Origin of the sequence: Streptosporangium saharense, from assembly GCF_014203715.1 — a bacterium.
GTDB lineage: Bacteria > Actinomycetota > Actinomycetes > Streptosporangiales > Streptosporangiaceae > Streptosporangium > Streptosporangium saharense.
The window spans coordinates 182473-201295 of the sequence record NZ_JACHJP010000002.1; the positions used below are offsets into that span (position 1 = coordinate 182473).

Genomic DNA, 18823 nt, shown 5'->3' on the forward strand with positions numbered 1-18823 from the left:
CCACATCGTATGAGCGCTGTTATATTAGCGCTGTGACATCTGTGGACCCCACCGCGTCGCCAGGACGCTGGCACGCGCTGCACGCCCTGCTGACCCACCTGGACGGTCAGATCGAATCCCTCTACACCGACAGGGACATCGAGGGAGTCCGGCCCCGCTTCGCCTATCCGCTGATCCGGCTCGCGCACACCGGCCCGCTGACGATCCGCGAGCTGGCGGACTCCCTGGGCCACTCGCACTCGGCGATGAGCCAGACGATCTCGGCGATGCGCCGCGAGGGCCTGGTCAACTCCGAGCCCGGCGCGGACGCCCGCACCCGGCGCATCACCCTGACCGACCGCGCCCGCGACCTCATCCCCTTCCTCGAAGCCGAGTGGCGCGCGACCGAGGCCGCCGTCGCCGAACTCGACGACGAGGTTCCCCACCCGCTCAGCGCGGTCGTCACCGCACTGGAGGACGCCCTTGAGCGGCGGTCGATGAAGGAGCGCATCCTCTCCCACCTCGACGCGGGGAAAGGGCGGTGAGCTGGCGCGAAAGGCTGGTGGACATCCGGCCCCTGCGGAGCGGCGGGCCCTTCCGCGACCTGTGGATCGGCTCCTCCCTGGCCTCGATCGGCCAGCAGATCGCCATCGTCGCCGTCCTGCTCCAGGTCTGGGACCTGACCCACAGCCCGCTCTGGACCGGGGCCATCGGCCTCGCCACGGGCGTGCCGATGCTCGTCCTCGGCCTGGTCGGCGGGTCGCTGGCCGACGCCGTCGACCGCAGGAGCCTCGTCCGCGCGACCACCCTCGGCCAGGCGCTGACGGCCGCGGGGCTTGTGGCGCAGGCCGCCGCGGGGAACCGGTCGGTCGTGCTGCTGCTCGCCCTGGTCGCCGTCCAGTCCGGCTGCGCGGCGCTCGGCGCCCCGGCCCGCCGTACCTTCCCGGTGCGGCTGCTGCCCGCCGACCAGGTCGCCGCGGGACTCGCCCTGCAGAACATCGCCTTCCAGGCGTCGATGCTCCTCGGACCCGCCCTCGCCGGGGTCGTGCTGGCGCGGTGGCACTATCCCGCCGCGTACACGATCGAGCTCCTGGCCGGGCTCGCATCGCTGGCCGCCGTGGTCAGGCTGCCCCCGATGCCCGCCTCACGCGCCGACGGCAAGCCCCGGCGCGGCCCGGTCAGGGGAGGCTGGCGGATCAGCCTCCGGCGGCCCACCCTGTGGGGCTCCTTCGCCGTGGACCTCGCCGCGACCGTCCTGGCCATGCCGGTCGCCCTCTTCCCCCTGGTCAACGAGCTCCGCTTCGCGGGCGACCCCCGCACGCTGGGGCTCTTCCTGTCGGCGATCGCGCTCGGCGGGCTCGGCGCCGGCCTGTTCTCCGGGACCGTCACCCGCCTGCGCAGAAGCGGCCTCGTCCAGCTCGTCGCGGCCACGGTCTGGGGTCTGGCCCTCGCCGGGTTCGGCATGGCCGGGCCCATCTGGCTCGCCCTGCTCTGCCTGGCCGTCGCCAGTGCGGCCGACACCGTCTCCGTGGTCACCCGGGGCACGCTGGTCCAGCTCGAAACCCCCGACCACTACCGGGGGAGGGTCTCCTCGGTCGAGCACGTCATCGGCATCGCCGGTCCCGAGCTTGGCAATTTCAGGGGAGGGGTGCTCGCCTCCGTCATGCCCGCTCCCGTTGCCCTGCTGGTGGGCGGGCTGATGGCCTCGATCGCCGTCGTCTCCGTCGGCCTCGTCAACCGTCCCCTGCGCGACTACCGCGTCCCGACCCGGCGCGAAGTCGTTGATTTGAACACTTGAATTGCTTCCAATACGTCTGTATAGACTATTGGACGTGCGACCAATATCCGAAGAAGACCTGACGACACGGGCCCGCATCCGTGACGCCGCGCTCGGGCTGTTCGCCGAGCACGGCGTCAAGGCGACCACGATCCGGGGCATCGCCGCGGTGAGCGGGGTCTCGCCCGGCCTGGTGCAGCACCATTTCGGCACCAAGGAGGAGCTGCGGCAGGCGTGCGACGACTACGTCCTCGGCTACCTGCGTGAGCAGATCGACGTGGGCGTCACCGGCGGAAACCTGGAGAAGCCCGAGTTCATCGAGAACGTCCACCGCACCGCGCCCCCGCTGATGAAGTATCTCGGCCGCGCGCTCGTCGACGGCTCACCCGGCGCCGCCGCCATGTTCGACGAGCTCGTGACCATGACGGAGGAGCACCTGTCCCACGAGGGGCACTCCGAGGCCGACCACCGTGCCCGCGCGGCGGTGCTGACGGCGATGAAGCTCGGCATCGCGGTACTGCACGAACACGTCTCCCGCGCACTCGGCGCCGACGTCTACTCGACGCCCGGCACCGTACGCGTCGGCAAGGCCCAGCTCGACCTGATCCGGCCGGAGTTCCTCGGCCGTGAGCTGTTCGAGCAGGCGAGGACCGGTCTGGACAGGTTAGAGGAGCGACAGTGAACGCGGCGGTGCGGATCGAGGCCCTGGTCAAGAGTTTCGGGCGGACCAGGGCCCTGGACGGGCTCGACCTCACCGTGAGGACGGGGGAGGTGCACGGCTTCCTCGGGCCGAACGGCTCAGGAAAGACCACCACGATCCGGATCCTGCTCGGCCAGATGCGCGCCGACGCGGGCCGCGCCGAACTCCTCGGCGGCGATCCCTGGCGGGACGCGACCGAGCTGCACCGGCGGCTCGCCTACGTGCCCGGCGACGTCACCCTGTGGCCGTCCCTGACCGGTGGCGAGGTCATCGACCTGCTGGGCAGGGTGCGCGGCGGCCTCGACCCCCGACGCCGCGACGAACTGCTCGAACGCTTCGAACTCGACCCGCGCAAGAAGTGCCGCGCCTACTCCAAGGGCAACCGGCAGAAGGTGGCGCTGGTCGCCGCGTTCGCCTCCGACGTCGAACTGCTGGTGCTCGACGAGCCAACCTCGGGCCTCGACCCGCTGATGGAGGCGGTCTTCAACGAGTGCGTCCTGCGGGAGAAGGGCGACGGCCGTACGGTGCTGCTGTCCAGCCACATCCTGTCCGAGGTCGAGGCGCTGTGCGACCGGGTGAGCATCATCCGCGCGGGCCGTACCGTCGAGTCGGGAAGCCTCACCGGCCTGCGGCACTTCACCCGCACCTCGGTGACGGCCCAGCTCACCGGGCCCACACCCGCCCTGGCCGCGCTGCCCGGCGTGTACGACCTCACCGTTGACGGCACCCGTCTGCGCTGCCAGGTGGACGGCGACGCGCTCACCGCGGTGCTCGGTGAACTGTCCAAGGTGGGCGTGCGCGCGCTGACCACGCATCCGCCGACGCTTGAGGAGCTGTTCCTGCGCCACTACGAGGGAGCGGCGAGATGACCGGAACCTGGACGTTGATCCGGCTCATCCTGCGCAGGGACCGCGTGCTGCTGCCGGTGTGGATCGCGATCAGCGCGCTGCTGCCCCTGAGCGTCGCCTCCGCGACCGCCGCCCTCTACACCGACCAGGCCGCCCGCGACGCCTTCGCCGCGGCCTCGATGAGCAACCCCGCCCAACTGGCCATGCGCGGCCCCGTCTACGAGGCGAGCCTCGGCGGCCTGACCGCCTGGACGCTCGGCTCCTCCGGGGCGTTGATCGGCGCCCTGGTCAGCGTCCTGCTGGTGATCAGGCACACCAGGGCCGAGGAGGAGACCGGCAGGCGCGAACTGCTGGCCTCGGGCGTCGTCGGCCGCCACGCCCCGCTGGCCGCCGCGCTCACGGTCGTGCTGGCCGCCAACCTGCTGCTCGGCCTGCTGTCGGTCCCCGGCCTGGTCGGCCAGGGCCTGCCCGTCGGCTCCTCGGTGCTGTTCGGCCTGTCCACCGCCTCGGCGGGCTGGGCGTTCGCGGCGGTCGCCGCTCTCACCGCACAGCTGACCGCAGCGTCGGGTACGGCACGCGGCCTCGCGGTCGCCGTGGGAGGCCTGCTGTTCGCGGTGCGTTCGGTGGCCGACTCCGAGGGCGTCGCCTGGCTCGCGTGGCTGTCGCCGTTCGGCTGGGCCAGGCTGACCAGGCCCTACGCGGGCGACCGGTGGTGGGTGCTGGCGGTGGTCGTGGTGGCCGTCGCCGTGCTGACGGCCGTCGCGTTCGCGCTGTCCACCCGGCGTGACGTGGCCGGTGGCCTGCTACCCGCCCGGCGTGGACCCGCCACGGGCACGATCCGGGGCGCGTACGGCCTGGCCTGGCGGCTGCACCGGAGCGCGCTCGTGGGCTCCGGGATCGGGTTCTGCCTGCTGGGCGCGTTGGTCGGCGTGGCGGCGCACGGGATGGACGCCCAGGTGGACACGCCGCAGTTCCGGGAGCTCGTGGCGACGATCGGGGGTCCTGGGGCGAGCATCTCCGAGGTGTTCTTCACGTTCGTGATGTACGTGCTCAGCCAGCTCGTCACCGCGGTCGCGCTGGTCAGCGCGCTGCGCGCCCGGAGCGAGGAGGCCGCGGGCAGGGCCGAGCTGCTGCTGGCCGCCCCGGTCGGCAGGGTGCGCTGGGCGCTGAGCCACCTGGTGTTCGCCCTGGCGGGCCCGGCGCTGCTGCTGGCCGTGATGGGGGCGGCGGCGGGGCTCGCCTACGACGGCGGCGCGCTCCGTGTCGCCGGGGCCACGCTGGCCTACCTTCCCGCGGTCTGGACCATGGTCGGGTTCGCGACGCTGCTCGTCGGCGTGCTTCCCCGGCAGGCGGCGGCGGTGAGCTGGAGCGTGTTCGGCCTGATCATGCTCGTTGACCTGCTGGCGGAGTTCAAACTGGTCGACGGTAGCGTCCGGGACCTCTCACCGTTCGTGCACGTGCCGGCGACCCTGCTTGAGGGCGCCTCCGCCGCGGTCGTGCCGCTGCTCGGGCTGACCGCGGTCGCGGGGGTCCTGGCCGCCGGGGGAGTGGCGCTCCTGCGCCGACGCGACCTGGTTCCCTCCGGCTGACCAGTACTTTTACTGATATCGGGATAATGGAGTGTGGAGTTCTTCTGTTACCACCGTGACCGGCCCGGTTCGACGGCGTTGCGCCACGAGCTACTTGAGGAGCACTGGTCCTACATGGACCGGTACGCCACGGAGATGATCGCCCGTGGCCCGACCTTCGACGGCGACACCCCGACCGGCAGCGTGCACATCCTCGACCTGCCCGATCCCGCCGCCGCCCGTGCGTTCGTCTTCGACGAGCCCGGCTACCAGGCCGGGGCCTACCGGGACATCCTGCTGCGCCGGTGGCGCGACCTGCTGGGGCGCACCATGTGGGACTTCCCCGGCGGCCGGACCGGCGGCGACCGTTACCTGGTGCTCGGCCTCGGCTCGGGGGAACCCGCCGACCTCACGGTCCCCACCGGCCGGGACGAGCTGGTCGCCTACGGCCCGCTGCTGTCCGATGACGGTGACACCTGGCTCGGTACGGCGGCGCTGCTCCGAGCCCCGGACACCGAAACGGCCCGCGCCGTACTGACCCAGGACAGCTACGCCACCATCGAAGTACACAACTGGCAGTTCGGCGGCCGCCCCACCTGACCGGCCTGGGCCTCGGGGATCAAAGGTGTGCGGTCGCCGTGAAGCTCAGCAGCAGTTCGCTGATCGTCTCGGGTGCTTCCAGCATGGGGAGGTGCCCGACGCCGGGGAGCAGTTCGACCCGCGCGTTCGGCACCGCGTCGTACCGGTGCGCCGACGACGGCTCCCAGCGGGGGTCGGCGGCACCGAAGATCGCCAGCACGGGAACCTTGAGGTCGGTGAGCCGCTCGGGCACACTCCGTTCGGCGATGTACGCGGTGTTCCGGCGCAGCATCGTCCTCATCACGCGATAGGTGATGCTCCGTACGTCGGCGACCACATCGTCCGGGATGTTCACCGGGCGAGCTGCCGTCGCGCTGACCCCCTTGCGGATCATCGCGTCCGAACGCCTCGACCACAGGAGCGGGCCCAACGGCGGGGCCAACAGGGCCCGAAGGATGAGCGGCTGCCGAAGGAGCGCGTCCGGACTCGGTCCGCTACTGATCAGTGCGAGCGAGTCCACGAGATCCGGACGTCGTTCGGCAAGCGCGGTGGCGACGTAGCCGCCGCTGGAGTGCCCGGCCACGGCGACATGACGAAGGCCGAGGTCGTCCAGCAGCGCCGCCACCCGGTCCGCCTGCGCGGGCACGTCGTACGGCGGGGCGGGCGGGGACTGGCCGCAACCCGGGAGATCGACCCGGATGACGTGATGGTGGCCGGCCAGTGCCGGGACCACCGGGCTCCAGAAGCCGCCGGAGGCCCCCGACCCGTGGATGAGCAGCAACGGCGGTGCCTGCCGTGGACCGTCATGGACCACGTGCATCCCCTGCGAGCGCTCAATGTCGTACTCACTCATGCGGAGAGTCTGCACGGACGGTCGACCGCCGGTCTTGGACAAATGTTCCCGTGGGGTCGCGACGCCCCGCGAGCAGTCCCGGGAGGTCGCGCATGTCGTCGAAGACCGTTGTGTTCGGTCCTTCGAGCCACCGCGCGGGGGTGAGTCCGCCGGTGTATCCAAGGGCGCGCATACCGGCCGCGCGGGCCGCCTGGACGCCGTATTTGCTGTCCTCGACGACGACGCAGGCCGAAGGGTGGACACCCATCCGCCTGGCGGCGTGCAGGAACAGATCGGGGGCAGGTTTGCCGTGGGCGACCTCACTGGCGCTGAAGATACGGCCTTCGAAGTACCGGTGGATCCCGGTGCGGCCCAGGGTGCGGCGCATCGTGTCGTGACTGCCACCGGAGGCGACGCAGCTGGGAAGCGTGAGGGCGTCGAGGACATCGAGGATGCCGTCGACCGGGGTGAGTTCGGCATCGACGGCCACGCGGTGGAGATGATCGAATCTCTCCAGCCAGAGCGCGGCCCGGCCCGGACCCAGGCGGGCGGCGATCCGCTCTCCGTTGGAGACGATCGAGCGGCCGATGAACCCCTCGATCACCTCGGCCTCGGTCAGCGGCCACCCCAGCTCGGCGCCCACGGCGACATGGAGGCGTACGGCCATGCGTTCGCTGTCGATGAGCACGCCGTCGCAGTCGAAGATGACGAGTTCGATCGGATCGATCACCCGGACAGCGTAGGGAGGAGCGGCCGCCCGTGTCAGCCGCGTCCCTGGGCGGAGGGAGCCATGGAGATGTTCCAGAAGTCGGCGTAGCGGCCGCCGTGGTCGAGCAGTTCGTCGTGGCCGCCCTCCTCCACGATCCGGCCGCCGTCCAGGAAGACGACCCGGTCGGCGCGTTGGACGGTGCGCATGCGGTGGGCCACCATCACGACAGTCCGGCCGGCCATCAGGCGTTCGATGCCCTCGTGGACGGCCACCTCGTTGACCGGGTCCAGTGCCGAGGTCACCTCGTCCAGCAGCACGATGGGCGCGTCCTTCAGCAGCGCCCGCGCGATCGAGACCCGCTGGCGCTCACCACCGGACAGCAGCGTGCCTCCCTCGCCGACGTTGGTCGCCCAGCCGCCGGGCAGGCGCTCGATCACCTCGTCCAGCCGGGCCGCGGTCGCCGCGGCCCGTACCTCGACCTCGTCGGCGTCGGGACGACCCAGCCGTACGTTGTCCTCGATCGTGCCGTCGAAGAGATAGACGTCCTGGAACACGATGGCGATCCGCGCCGTCAACTCCTCGGTGCTGATCGCGCGCACGTCCACGCCTCCCACGCGCACCGCGCCGGAGTCCACGTCGTAGAAGCGCGCCAGCAGTTGCAGCAGCGTGCTCTTGCCCGTGCCGGACGGCCCGACGACCGCCAGCCGCTGCCCCTCGGGGACGGTGAGCGACACCTTGTCGAGCACCGTGCGCTCGCCGTACCGGAAAGTGACGGCGTCGAACTCCAGGCCGTGGTGCGCCGGTTGGATCGGCTCAGGGGGTTCGGGCAGCGGCTCGGTGCGCAGCACCGTCTCCAGCCTGGCCAGCTCGGAACGCGCGCCACGGAGTTTGCCGCCGATGTCCGACAGCGACAGCAGCGGGTCGGCGCAGCGGGCGGCCAGCACCAGGATCGCCAGGATCTCCGCCGCGCCGATGCTCCCGCCGAGCGCGAGGTAGGCGCCCAGGGTCAGCAACACGGTGAACATCGCCTGCACCACGAGCGTCAGACCGATCATGCCTGGCAAAACCGACAATACGGTACGGCGGGACGCGCGTTGGGCCTCCCGCAGCGAGTCGTCGAGCAGCCGGAAGCGTTCGCCGGTCCGGCCACCGGCCCGCAGCACCGGCTGTGCCTGGAGGTATTCGATGACGCGCCCGGTGGCCTCGGTGTCACGTTCGTGGCGCTCCGCGTCGGCGACGGCCGTCGCGCGTGCCGTCCAGCCCTGGATCACCGCCACGAGGGGTACGGCGAGCGACGCGGCCAGCCCTATCCGCCAGTTGAAGGCGGCCATCACGGCCACGATGGTCAGGGGCGTGACCAGGGCGGAGATGAACGGCGCCAGCAGATGGGCGGCCACGCCCATGGCTTGCAGGAGGCCACGGCTGGCCAGGATGGACACCTCGCCGATGCGACCGGCGTTGTACCAGCCAAGGGGGAGGCGTGCCAGGTGCTCGCCGAGCCGGTGGTACATGCCGCGCAACATGGTGGTTCCGACCCGCATGCCGGACAGGTCGCTGATGTAGCGCAGCACGGCGTAGAGGGCGACCACGGCCCCGAACGCGGCCAGCCAGGGCACGGCGTCCGCGGGTGTGCCGCCGAGCAGCGCCCGCAGCACCGGGACCAGCAGCGCGTAGGACAGACCTTCGACCACCGCGGTGATCGTCATCAGGATCACGGTGCGGCGCATCGCCCGGGCATACTCGTCTCCGAGCACACGCAGCAGCATTCGGATCATCGGGGTTCGTCTCCTCGCGGTGCGCCACCGTGGGTCTCGGCGGATTGATGGGATCGCCAGAACGCGGCGAACCTTCCGTCTCGTGTCAGCAGGTCGGCGGGCACGCCGCGTTCGACGATCGCTCCGTCCTCCAGCACCACGACGGTGTCGGCGTCGGCGACCGTCTCCAGCCGGTGGGCGATGACCAGGATCGTACGATCACCCTGCAGCGCCGCCAACGCCCGCCGTACCGCCTGCTCGGTCTGTGGGTCGGCGAAGGAGGTCGCCTCGTCCAGCACCAGGACGGGCGCGTCGGCCAGCAGCGCGCGGGCGATCGAGATCCGCTGCGCCTCGCCTCCGGACAGCTTGGCCTCTTCACCGAGCACCGTGTCGTATCCGCGCGGCAACCGGAGGACACGATCGTGAATACCGGCCAGCCGGGCGACGCGGACCACGTCGTGGCGACCGGCCCGCGGCACCGCCAGCGCGATGTTGTCGGCGACCGAGGCGCGCAGCAGACGGACGTCCTGGAAGACGAAGGACACCTGCCGATACAGCTCCCGGTTGTCGATCTCGCGCAGGTCGACGCCGCCCAGGAGAACCGAGCCGTGGGTGGGGTCGAAGAAGCGCGGCAGGAGTTGCGCCAGCGTGGACTTGCCGCTTCCCGACGGGCCGACGACGGCGGTGACCGTCCCCGGCTCCAGCACCAGGTCGATGCCGCGCAGTACCTCGTGGCCGGTGTCGTAGGCGAAACGGACCCCGCGCAGTTCCACCCGGTGCCCCCGTGGCGGACGCGGGTGGGTGGGCTCGGGCAGGGGCCGGACCGCGAGCACGTCCTTGATCCGGTTGACGGCGCGGCCCGCGCTCTGTAGATCGTCGAAGCCGTGCCCGAGCGCCGCCACCGGAGCGGTCAGCCCCAGCCCGAGCAGCGGGAACGGCAGCAGGTCCGCCGGGGCCAGGCCGCCGGAGATGATCAGCGCCGTGCCGCCGACCAGCACGACGAGCAGCACGAACGGCGGCGACAGCGCCAGCTGCATCCCGGCGGCGATCACGGACATGCCACGCACCCAGCGGGAGAAGACGCTGACGAAGTCGTCGGCGGCCGTCAGGAACGTGCGGTGGGCACGCTCGCCTCCGCCGAACGCCTTGACCACCGAGATGCCCTGCACGAACTCGACGACGGAACTGGCGATCCGTCCCATGGCCGCGTCGTAGGCCTCCTGCTCGCGCGTCCTGGCGGGCAGCATCAGCAGCGGGACCAGCGCCATCGCCAGCACCACCGGGATCAGTGTGATCAGTGTGAGCCGCCAGTCGACGGTGAACAGGTAGATCAGCGACACCAGCGGAACCACGAACGCGGCGACGAGTTCACCGGGCGCGTGGGCGATGAACGGGTGCACGGCGCTCACGTCCTCGCCCACCACCTTGGCCAGCTCGCCGGTGCGGCGCCGGGAGAACCAGCCGATCGGGACGCGTCCCAGCGACGCGGCCAGCTGTCGGCGGAACGTCAGTTGCACCCGGCCGTCGAGGACATGCCCGATTCCCGACGACGCGGCGGTGAACAGCAGCCGGACGAGCAGGCCTGCCGCGCCCGCGATCACCACGGTCCAGACGTGATCGTGGTCGACGGGGCCGGGCGCCAGCAGGGCACGGCCCAGTTCGACGACCGCCAGCAGCGGGGCCAGGCCCGCGAGCGCGCCGACGACCTGCAGGAGCACCACGGCCGTAAAACCCCGCAGATGAGGGCGTAGCAGCCGTGTCATGGAACGCTCGGCCAGCCGGGTGAGGTCGGTGGTCGTCGTTCTCCGGTCCTCGTCGATCGGAATGGTCATGAGCCCACTGTCGCCGCCGGTGCGCGCCGGTGGATTGGACAAATGTTCCCCTCGCTCGGCCCCCTAGCATGGGAGTATGCGGTCCAATGTGCGCAAACGTGACGATCGCGTCGCGTGGGACGTCGCGTCCTCGGTACGGCGCAGCCGGGTGCCCGGTGTCACCATGGCCGGATTCCGCGACGAGGGCATGGCTCCGGAGGGTCACCGGATGATCCCGCATCCGGCCGTGACGCTGGTTCTGGACCTGGGGGCCGGTCCGCCCGTCGTCGAGGACGCCACGGGACGGCGGCACCGGGGAAGTCTTGTCGCCGGGCTCGGGCTCGGCGGCGCGGTGTGGGTGCAGGGCCAGACCGTCGAGTGTGTTCAGGTGCGGCTGTCTCCCGTGGTCGCCCGCGCGATTCTGGGTGTCGGCCCGGCCGAGCTGGACGGCCATGTGGTGACGCTGGACGACCTGTGGGGCAGCCAGGCGTCACGGATCAGCGAGCGGCTGAGCGAGGTCTCCTCCTGGCAGGACCGCTTCGCGTTGGTCGAGGCGCTGTTCGCCCGTCGGAGTGAGGCGGGGTCGCCGGTCGAGCCTGAGGTGGCCTGGGCCTGGCGCCGCATCGTGGACAGCCGCGGCCTGGTCCAGGTGGAGCGGCTGGCGGCCGAGCTCGGATGGAGCCGCAAGCGCCTGTGGTCGCGCTTCCACACGCAGATCGGCCTGCCGCCCAAGCGCGCCGCGAAGCTGGTCCGCTTCGACCATGCCGTCCACCGCCTGGCCTCGGGGCAGAACGCGGCCGGGGTCGCGGCGGACGGCGGCTATGCCGACCAGTCCCACCTGCATCGGGACATCATGGAGTTCGCCGGGGTGACCCCCGTGACCGTGGCCCACGAGCCGTTTCTCGCGGTCGACGACGTCGCCTGGCCCGGCGCCGCCGATCGGGCGCACGTGGCGTAACCGCCCCGCGCGAGGGCACGGCGGTGCGGCCGTCACACAACCATGACACGACGCGAACGAACCGGTGACGCGGCCGGCCGACAGTGGACGAGGTCCGGCCGTCCGCATCAGGGCGATGCCGTACGGCCCCGGCCCCACGGCGTCGCCCTCGTCAGGCAGGCGAGACGGACCCGCTGGGCCGGAACGTTATGACGAAGCGATCGTGACAAATCATGGCAAGGAGAAAGTGTGACTGATGACGGGAAGTGGGACCGGCGTTCGCTGTTGCGGGGCGCCGCCGTCCTGACCGGTGCCGCCGCGACCGCGCCGCTGCTGGGCGGAACGGCCACGGCGCTGGCCGACAGCGGTGACGCCGACGCGCTGTTCAAGGCGGGGAAGTTCGAGCGGGCGGGACGCGCCTACGAGGAGATCCTGAGGAAGGACCCCGGGAACCTGCGCGCGGCCCGCCAGCGTGGCTATGTCGGACTGCTGTCCAACCGGTTCCCCGAGGCCGAGAAATACCTCAGGCTGGCCGTCAGCCTGGCGCCCGACGACAAGGAGGCCAACGAACTCCTGGGCGACTGCTACCTCCGGCAGGACAAACTCGCCCTCTCCGTTCCGTGCTGGCGGGCGGCCGGCGCGGAGGACTACGCCAAGTGGTTCGCGGCGGTCAGCGGCGAGCCGTACCAGATCCATGGAGACGTCGGCCGGGTGCGGTTCCAGCAGATGGACCCGAGGCCGCTGGTTGAGGCCTCGGTCAACGGGGGACCGGCGAAGCGGTTCACGTTCTACACCGGCGCCCCGAACCTGAGCCTGACCGCGTCGGTGGCCAAGGAGGCCGGGCTGGTCCCCGTCGTCAGTCAGAAGGCCGACTTCGAGGGCACCCCCATCTGGGTGCACTACGGGGTGCTGGACTCCTTCAGGCTGGGCGGTATCGAACTGCGCAACGTCCCCGTCGGCTGGTCGTCGACGGAGTCGGGCGAGGACGTCGACACCGACGGGGACGGCATGATCGGCACGTGGGTCTTCTACCACCTGCTGACCACCTTCGACTACGCGGGCCGGCAACTGATCCTGCGCCGCCGTACCCCGGAAGCGGTCAGAAAGGCACGGGCGGGCGTCAAGCCCCTGCCGATGTGGCTGTCCCGTGACCACGACGTTCACAGCCTGGGCAGCATCGCCGGTTCCGGCCCACGGGTGGTGGGCGTGAACTTCGGCGGGGTCGGTGAGATCGCCGCGGGGATGCCGGGGGAGGTGGCCAAGCGCCTGGGGATCCGCGTCGACCACGACCGCCCGATCGAGACGGCCGCCCACAGCCACCCGACCGTCACCTATCCCTGCTACCCGAGGGAGATCCGTCTCGGGGACGCCGTCGCCAGGCAGGTCTACTGCGAAGCGGACGTGAACATGCCGGTCAACGTGCCCTGGCCCTTCGGTCCTGGGTTCGACGGGACGGCCCATTTCGCCCACTGCTTCTTCAAGCCCTACAACATCACCCTCGACTTCACCGACATGAACCTCTACATCGCCCGCGGCAAGGCCGCCTGATCAGTCGTGGGTAGAAGGGCGAGAGCGGCCTGGAGGGCGTGGGCGCCGACGTCGGTCGTGCTCTGGTGGGTGGCGACGAGGGTGGCGCCCTCGGCGAGCATGAGCAACTGGCGTCCGAGGATCTCAGGGCGGGCGGCTCCCGCGCGTTCGGCGATGCCGGTCAGCAGCCGGAGGTAGTGGTCGAGGTGGCGGGCGGTGATGGCGCGGACTGCCTCGACGTGGTGCTGGGTGGCCGCGTTCAGCATCGCGCAACCACGGAAGACCGGGTCGTCGTACCACTCCTGCAGGGCGCCGAACAGCGCGGTGAGCTGGTCGTGGGGGTCGTCGCCCGCGTCGGCGACGACGTCGGCCAGCCAGCGCGTCACGTGGTCGCTGCGCTCGACGAGCATGGCCTCGACCAGTTTGTCCTTGGTGCCGAAGTGCCGGTAGAGCGTCTCCTTGGACACGCCGACACGGGTGCACAGCTCGGCGACACCGACACCGTCGAGGCCACGCTCATACAGTACGGCGGTCGCCGCCCGCAGGATGGTGGCGCGGGTGCGCTCAGGGTCGATCGTCGAGCCTCTGGGAACCGGCATACCCCGATGGTACCGATCGGTTCGATCAATTGCTAACCTCATGGATCGTACCGATCGGTTCGATCCATGGAGTCCGCAATGCCCTTCGCACCCGGCCATCCGACATGGCAGGCGGCGCGGCTGGCCCTGGGTACGGCCTCGGCCCTCGGGCTGGCGCGCTTCGCCTACGGGCTGCTGCTGCCCGCCATGCGCGCCGACCTGCACTGGTCCCTGGGGGAGGCGGGCGCCATGAACACCGCCAACGGGCTGGGCTATCTCCTCGGCGCGCTGGTGACCGCCGCCGTCGTCCGCCGTTTCGGCACCGCCACCACCTTCCGCTGGGGCATGGTCCTGGTCGCGGTCGCGCTGGCCGCCACGGCGGTCAGCGAAAGCTATCCGGCACTGCTGGCCGCGCGGACCGTGGCCGGGGCCGCCGGGGCGGCCGTCTTCGTCACCGGTGGCGTGATCGCCTCACGGCTCGCGGCCCGCGCCGCCTCGGGGGCGCCCGTCACCGTGTACTTCGCGGGCGCCGGGCTCGGCATCGCCGTCAGCGGCGTCACCATCCCGCTCGTGGCCGACCACTGGCGCCTGGCCTGGGCCGGTCTGGGCCTCGCCGCCGCCGTGGCGGCGCTGGTCAGTTGGACCGCCGCGAACGTTTCGGGAAAGGAGCCGCCCACGGAGACCGGGCGGGCGCGTGTACGGCCGCTGTTGGGTGTCGCCGTGGCCTACCTGCTCTTCGCCACCGGTTACATCACCTACATCACCTTCCTGTCCGCCTATCTCGCCGAGCACCACGCCTCGACGGGACAGGTGGTGCTCACCTGGGCGGCCCTCGGCCTGGCCGTCGTCGCGGCGCCCGCGCTGTGGAGCCGCCCGACCGCCACCTGGCCGGGCACCCGGGCCCTGGCCGTACTGCTCGGCGCCCTGGCCTGCGGTGCGGCGCTTCCCCTGGTCGCGCCCGCGCCACCGGTCATCCTCGTCTCGGCGGTCGTCTACGGGGCGACGTTCATGGGGGTCCCCGCCGCCGTCACCACGCTCATCAGGTCCGCCACCCCACCGGACGGATGGACCGCGACGCTGTCGGCCTTCACCATCGTGTTCGCCGCGGGCCAGACCGTCGGGCCGTGGCTCGCCGGGCTGGTCGCCGACCACACCTCGACCGGCGCCACCGTCGCCTGGACCGCGACCCTGTGCGCCGCGGCCGCCCTGATCGCCATGGCGAGTGGACAGGGTCCGCGCTCGGCAGCGGCCAACCGGCATCGCCGCCAGCCGGGGTGACTCACGGTGTATGACGGCGCAGCAGGGTCATGCCAAGGGTGACCTGGGCGGGTTCCAGCGCGGTCTTGCCGTCCTCGATGTCCCACAACGCGTTCTGCAGGATGCGGCCGAGCGTCCACCCGGTCGCCCGCCGCCGGTCCAGGCCGAGCACCTCGGTGAGGAGGTCGAAGCGGCGAAGGACCGCGCGGGTCACGTCGCCGGTCGCCACCACCGCCTCCTCCCACCGGCTGTCCAGCGCGGGCCACAGGTCGAAGCCGGGGTCACCGGCCAGCGGTTCGGGGTCGATGGCCAGCCATGGTTCCCGTCGCCCGGCCAGGACGTTGTCGTAGTGCAGGTCCCAGTGCAGCAGGCGGTCACCGGATTCGCCGATCAGTTCGGCCACGGCGGACGCGCAGGTGCGTACCAGCCGTCGCTCGGCCGGGTCACGCAACGCCGGCACGGCGCGTGGAACCTCGTCCAGCATGGCGGCGGCGATGTCGGCCAGATGCCGCACACCGGGTGGGGCGGGTACCGCGACCAGGCGCGCCATCAGTTCGGCGAGGATCCGCATGGCGGTGTCGTCGTCGGCCACCGACGACAGCGGCCGGGCCGCGTCCAGTCGTTCCAGCAACATGGTGCCGGTGTCCGGGTCGTGGTCGAGCAGACGCACCACACCGTTGCCGTCCCACGCCCGCAGGCCAAGCGCGGCGCTGGCGTTGTCCTCGCTCGCCTGCTGGAATTTCAGCACCGCGGGCTCACCGTCCGCGCGGATCACCGGCAGCACGAGCGAGGCCTGGCCGTGCTCCGCGGGGCCGTCCGGCCGCAGAGCCCAGTGGTCCAGGAAGTCCGCGGCCAGCCGGGGCAGTTCGGCGATCCAGGCACGGCGGGACGCGTTGCCCTTGCCGTACGCCGCGGCGAACGCGTCGGGGACGTGGACGGGGATCGGCGTGCTCATGCCGGGTATCTCCTTCATGAACCAGAACTCGGCGGTGAACGGGGTTCCGAGGCGGTCGTGCCTTGCTGTCCGCGGGTGGCCCGTACGGCCGGAAGATGATCTCCGAAGCGGCCCGCGCAGAGCCTACCGGCTCGGTCGTGTGCCGCCGGGGTCAGGGAGGCGTCGTGGCGTCCTTCTTCCACCCTGGTCAGCCTCTATCCAATATGTTAACCGTGGTTCCCGTTTCTTTCAGAGGGGTACGTACGTGGCCGAGTCCGACGAGTTGGAATCCCTCATCTCGCAGGGGCGCAAACATGGGGTGCGCAAGCGGGTCATCCTGCTGCAGGCGGCCCGGCTCTTCGTGGAGCGTGGTTACGCCGACACCGGGATCGACGACATCGGGGCCGCGGTGGGCATCTCCGGACCCGCGGTCTACCGGCACTTCCCCGGCAAACAGGCCATCCTCCTCGCCCTGATCGAGTTGTCGCTGGAACGCCTTCGGGAGGGGACGCGAGCCGCGCTGGCCGACCGGGACCGGGACCCGCGGGAGGCGCTGGTCGCCCTGGTGGACTGGTTCTCCCGGTCGTCCGTCGAGAACCGGAGTCTGACTCTGATCATGCAGGCCGAGCTGCTGTGGCTGCCGGAGCGGGATCGGCGGCGGCTCAACCGCCAGATGCGGCAGATACGTGAGGAGTGGGTCGGGCTGCTGATCGAGGTACGGCCGGAGCTGTCGGACCTCGCGGCGCGGATCGCCGTCACCTCCGTCATGGGGATGGTGACGGCGGTGCTCGCCGCCCGGCTGAGCGATGACATCCGGGCGCTGGGCGTGCACCTGCGGGCCCAGATGCTCGCCGTCCTGCATGTGCCGACTGGATTGTGACGGCTCCGGATCAAGCAAAAAGTTAACGTGTATATACTTTTTGCCATGGGGGGGACGCTGCGGGAACTCCGTGAGCGCTCGTCCTCGTACGGGATGTCGTAGCGCCAGAACGAGGGACAGAACATGATGGAACGCATAGTCGAGGCCAACGGGATCCGTCTGTGGTGCGAGACGTTCGGTGACTCGGCCGACCCCGCGCTGCTGCTCGTGATGGGGCTCGGCGCCCGAGGCGCCACCTGGCCCGACGAGCTCTGCCGCCTTCTCCAGGAGGGAGGCCGGTACGTCATCCGCTACGACAACCGAGACACCGGGCTGTCCGGCCGTGTGGACTACGAGGCCAACCCGTACACCATGGTCGACCTCGCCCAGGACGCGGTCGGCCTGCTCGACGGTCTGGGCATCGCCACGGCGGACGTGGTCGGCGCGTCGATGGGCGGCATGATCGCCCAGGAGATCGCGCTCGAACACGCCGACCGGCTGCGCAGCCTGACGGTCATCATGTCGAGCGCCGAGCCCCTCGACCCCGCGACCAACACCTTCCGGGGCACCGTACGCGATCCACGGCTGGCCGCCTGGGACGCCGAACAGATCGCCAATCCGCCCAGCACCCGGGAGGAGCACGTCGAGTCGCATCTCAAACTGGCACGCATCCTCGCCGGACGGTTGACGGCGTTCGACGAGGCGGCCACGCGCGCGACCATCGAGCGGGAGATCGAGAACGCCACCGATGCGGGCCACGCCTCGAAGAACCACATCCTCGCGGCCTTCGCCTCCCGTGACCGTTCCGGGCTTGTCGGCTCGATCACCGCTCCGACCCTGGTGATTCACGGCTCGGACGATCCTATGGCGCCCTTCGCCCACGGGAAGGCCCTGGCGGCGGCGATCCCCGGCAGCGAGTTCCTGCCCATCGAGGGAATGGGACACGGGTTCCCGCCATCGGTGATTCCTCGGATCTCCGCCGCGATCCTCCGGCACACCGGGCGATAGCCAACAACCGTCAATCGCGGGGAGCCGCGTGCATCCTCGACGTTCTACGCCCGCACTGTTCGGTGCCGCGTTCCACAGTTCGTGTTCAACGGAGAGAAACGCCCGGCTCGCGGGACGGGGTAAGGCTTTGGGCGAAGCCGGGCACGGCTGATCGGACCGACCCGCCTTTTCCTCCAGCGCCCCGTTCGGGGTCTTCAGCGGCGCCTTCAGCTCCCGTTTCGGCGGCGGAGGCGGTGAGTTCACCACCCCCGCACAGAGCCCGACCGCTCTGGAGGCCACGAGGCTCACCAAGCGGTATCGGGGCACATGGGCGTTGCGTGACTGCACGCTGTCCGTCCCCGCCGGCCGGGTCATCGCACTCGTTGGACCAAATGGCGCGGGCAAATCCACGTTCCCGCATCTGCTCGCCGTCCACCGGATGCTGTCTGGTCCGGCTGAGCTCGCCGACGGGATGGCGGCCCGGATGCCGGTGATCAGCGACAGCGGCGATGGCGGTGTGCGCGTTGGTGTTCTTCGGACTCCTCAGGGCGCCATCCTCCTACGCGACACCGGAGCGAGCCGTGCAGGCTACGGCCACGGACGATCCCGAACCGCATGACTCCCTGCACGTGACGAGCTACTGGATCAACGGAAACGGCGTGAACTACTCCGCTCAGGACAGAGAGCTCGCGCTCGCCGGCCCCTGCGGGACGGATGTGGCGACCAAGAAGTACGACGAGTGCTCATTCAGTCACGGCTATCGACAGGTCGCCGAATTCCACCCCGCGGACAGGTTCTGGCAGTTCCAGTGGACCGAAGCGGGAATCCTGCTCATCCCCGCTCTCGCACTGGGCGGTGTCGCCATCCGGCGCACCCTTCAGCCTCGCATCTGAAACACCCCAGCACGAACGACGCCTCGGACTTGTAGATCTCGGTCATGGCACCGCACCGACGAGCGCCCGCGAAACGGGTGCCCACACGTCCTGTTCCAGTTCGGCCATTGGGACCACCTCCTTGGCGAGAGCGAAGGCCCTGTCGCCTACCGCACTCGGCTGAATACCTTGTTTGGGGTTTTCAGCATGGTCGCCGGGGGCCGAGTTGCCGGGTGAGCATCCAGTGAAAACCCGGTTGGTCCCTGGGGGTGAAGACTCTGGCCCACTCCGCCGACCGGGGCGAATCGTCGAGCA

Annotated in this window: 19 protein-coding genes; 13 read left to right on the forward strand and 6 right to left on the reverse strand. The window is 70.8% G+C overall.

All coding sequences use genetic code 11. From position 1 onward, the window contains the following. Positions 1-32: 32 nt before the first annotated feature. Genes FHS44_RS09920 through FHS44_RS09945 form a run of 6 tightly spaced genes read left to right on the forward strand, consistent with a single transcriptional unit; the run spans position 33 to position 5472 of the window. Positions 33-524 carry a MarR family winged helix-turn-helix transcriptional regulator gene (locus FHS44_RS09920; RefSeq protein WP_184713679.1) on the forward strand — a complete coding sequence of 164 codons (492 nt, stop codon included), beginning with the start codon at positions 33-35 and terminating at the stop codon, positions 522-524. Further along, positions 521-1777 (forward strand): MFS transporter, encoded by a 1257-nt coding sequence (locus FHS44_RS09925; RefSeq protein WP_184713680.1) that lies wholly within the window; start codon positions 521-523, stop codon positions 1775-1777. Before FHS44_RS09920 ends, FHS44_RS09925 begins: the two co-directional genes overlap by 4 nt. A gap of 34 nt (positions 1778-1811) precedes the next feature. Continuing rightward, entirely contained in the window at positions 1812-2438 is a 627-nt protein-coding gene (locus tag FHS44_RS09930) for a TetR/AcrR family transcriptional regulator (protein WP_184713681.1), read from the forward strand. Continuing rightward, a complete protein-coding gene (locus FHS44_RS09935) occupies positions 2435-3325 on the forward strand; it encodes an ABC transporter ATP-binding protein (protein WP_184713682.1) in 891 nt (296 codons plus the stop codon). The genes FHS44_RS09930 and FHS44_RS09935 overlap by 4 nt, the downstream gene beginning before the upstream one ends. Then, positions 3322-4893 carry an ABC transporter permease gene (locus tag FHS44_RS09940; protein ID WP_184713683.1) on the forward strand — a complete coding sequence of 524 codons (1572 nt, stop codon included), beginning with the start codon at positions 3322-3324 and terminating at the stop codon, positions 4891-4893. Before FHS44_RS09935 ends, FHS44_RS09940 begins: the two co-directional genes overlap by 4 nt. Before the next feature lie 33 nt (positions 4894-4926). Then, positions 4927-5472 carry a YciI family protein gene (locus tag FHS44_RS09945; RefSeq protein ID WP_184713684.1) on the forward strand — a complete coding sequence of 182 codons (546 nt, stop codon included), beginning with the start codon at positions 4927-4929 and terminating at the stop codon, positions 5470-5472. Positions 5473-5491: 19 nt separating this feature from the next. Here FHS44_RS09945 and FHS44_RS09950 read toward each other — a convergent pair whose 3' ends face one another. From FHS44_RS09950 to FHS44_RS09965, 4 genes are read right to left on the reverse strand one after another with little or no spacing between them, the layout of a single operon-like run. After that, positions 5492-6304, reverse strand: coding sequence for an alpha/beta fold hydrolase (locus FHS44_RS09950; protein ID WP_184713685.1), 813 nt, complete (start codon positions 6302-6304; stop codon positions 5492-5494). Beyond that, positions 6297-7013 carry an HAD family hydrolase gene (locus FHS44_RS09955; protein ID WP_184713686.1) on the reverse strand — a complete coding sequence of 239 codons (717 nt, stop codon included), beginning with the start codon at positions 7011-7013 and terminating at the stop codon, positions 6297-6299. Before FHS44_RS09955 ends, FHS44_RS09950 begins: the two co-directional genes overlap by 8 nt. 32 nt (positions 7014-7045) lie before the next feature. Next, complete coding sequence (locus FHS44_RS09960) at positions 7046-8767, reverse strand: ABC transporter ATP-binding protein (RefSeq protein ID WP_184713687.1); 1722 nt, start codon at positions 8765-8767, stop codon at positions 7046-7048. Then, positions 8764-10578 (reverse strand): ABC transporter ATP-binding protein, encoded by a 1815-nt coding sequence (locus FHS44_RS09965; RefSeq protein WP_246435390.1) that lies wholly within the window; start codon positions 10576-10578, stop codon positions 8764-8766. The genes FHS44_RS09960 and FHS44_RS09965 overlap by 4 nt, the downstream gene beginning before the upstream one ends. A 76-nt stretch (positions 10579-10654) precedes the next feature. Here FHS44_RS09965 and FHS44_RS09970 point away from each other — a divergent pair, with 76 nt between their 5' ends. Further along, positions 10655-11515, forward strand: coding sequence for an AraC family transcriptional regulator (locus FHS44_RS09970; protein ID WP_246435391.1), 861 nt, complete (start codon positions 10655-10657; stop codon positions 11513-11515). A 228-nt stretch (positions 11516-11743) separates the two neighbouring features. Next, positions 11744-13042, forward strand: coding sequence for a tetratricopeptide repeat protein (locus FHS44_RS09975; RefSeq protein WP_184713688.1), 1299 nt, complete (start codon positions 11744-11746; stop codon positions 13040-13042). Here FHS44_RS09975 and FHS44_RS09980 read toward each other — a convergent pair. After that, a complete protein-coding gene (locus FHS44_RS09980; RefSeq protein WP_184713689.1) occupies positions 13015-13620 on the reverse strand; it encodes a TetR/AcrR family transcriptional regulator in 606 nt (201 codons plus the stop codon). The genes FHS44_RS09975 and FHS44_RS09980 overlap by 28 nt on opposite strands. A 78-nt stretch (positions 13621-13698) precedes the next feature. Here FHS44_RS09980 and FHS44_RS09985 point away from each other — a divergent pair, with 78 nt between their 5' ends. After that, positions 13699-14877: a YbfB/YjiJ family MFS transporter gene (locus FHS44_RS09985; protein WP_184713690.1), complete on the forward strand. Its 1179-nt coding sequence runs from the start codon at positions 13699-13701 to the stop codon at positions 14875-14877. A gap of 1 nt (position 14878) precedes the next feature. Here the strand turns inward: FHS44_RS09985 and FHS44_RS09990 are convergent, their stop codons facing one another. Beyond that, the gene (locus FHS44_RS09990; RefSeq protein ID WP_184713691.1) at positions 14879-15811 is read right to left on the reverse strand and encodes an aminoglycoside phosphotransferase family protein; all 933 of its coding nucleotides are present in this window, start codon (positions 15809-15811) and stop codon (positions 14879-14881) included. 244 nt (positions 15812-16055) lie between these two features. Here FHS44_RS09990 and FHS44_RS09995 point away from each other — a divergent pair, with 244 nt between their 5' ends. The 4 genes from FHS44_RS09995 to FHS44_RS10010 all read left to right on the forward strand — a co-directional run bounded on the left by FHS44_RS09995 (position 16056) and on the right by FHS44_RS10010 (position 18529). Next, the gene (locus tag FHS44_RS09995; RefSeq protein ID WP_184713692.1) at positions 16056-16670 is read left to right on the forward strand and encodes a TetR/AcrR family transcriptional regulator; all 615 of its coding nucleotides are present in this window, start codon (positions 16056-16058) and stop codon (positions 16668-16670) included. Positions 16671-16793: 123 nt separating this feature from the next. Continuing rightward, positions 16794-17657 (forward strand): alpha/beta fold hydrolase, encoded by an 864-nt coding sequence (locus FHS44_RS10000; protein WP_184713693.1) that lies wholly within the window; start codon positions 16794-16796, stop codon positions 17655-17657. A 313-nt stretch (positions 17658-17970) separates the two neighbouring features. Further along, positions 17971-18255, forward strand: coding sequence for an ATP-binding cassette domain-containing protein (locus FHS44_RS10005; protein ID WP_246435393.1), 285 nt, complete (start codon positions 17971-17973; stop codon positions 18253-18255). Continuing rightward, positions 18218-18529 carry a hypothetical protein gene (locus FHS44_RS10010; protein WP_184713694.1) on the forward strand — a complete coding sequence of 104 codons (312 nt, stop codon included), beginning with the start codon at positions 18218-18220 and terminating at the stop codon, positions 18527-18529. Before FHS44_RS10005 ends, FHS44_RS10010 begins: the two co-directional genes overlap by 38 nt. Positions 18530-18823 lie beyond the last annotated feature (294 nt).

Coding starts and splice junctions, on each gene's coding strand:
- FHS44_RS09990 (WP_184713691.1), bottom strand. CDS start 15,811: ATGAGCACGCCGATCCCCGTCCACGTCCCCGACGCGTTCGCCGCGGCG.
- FHS44_RS09985 (WP_184713690.1), top strand. CDS start 13,699: ATGCCCTTCGCACCCGGCCATCCGACATGGCAGGCGGCGCGGCTGGCC.
- FHS44_RS10000 (WP_184713693.1), top strand. CDS start 16,794: ATGATGGAACGCATAGTCGAGGCCAACGGGATCCGTCTGTGGTGCGAG.
- FHS44_RS09980 (WP_184713689.1), bottom strand. CDS start 13,620: ATGCCGGTTCCCAGAGGCTCGACGATCGACCCTGAGCGCACCCGCGCC.
- FHS44_RS09960 (WP_184713687.1), bottom strand. CDS start 8,767: ATGATCCGAATGCTGCTGCGTGTGCTCGGAGACGAGTATGCCCGGGCG.
- FHS44_RS09965 (WP_246435390.1), bottom strand. CDS start 10,578: ATGACCATTCCGATCGACGAGGACCGGAGAACGACGACCACCGACCTC.
- FHS44_RS09940 (WP_184713683.1), top strand. CDS start 3,322: ATGACCGGAACCTGGACGTTGATCCGGCTCATCCTGCGCAGGGACCGC.
- FHS44_RS09970 (WP_246435391.1), top strand. CDS start 10,655: ATGCGGTCCAATGTGCGCAAACGTGACGATCGCGTCGCGTGGGACGTC.
- FHS44_RS09950 (WP_184713685.1), bottom strand. CDS start 6,304: ATGAGTGAGTACGACATTGAGCGCTCGCAGGGGATGCACGTGGTCCAT.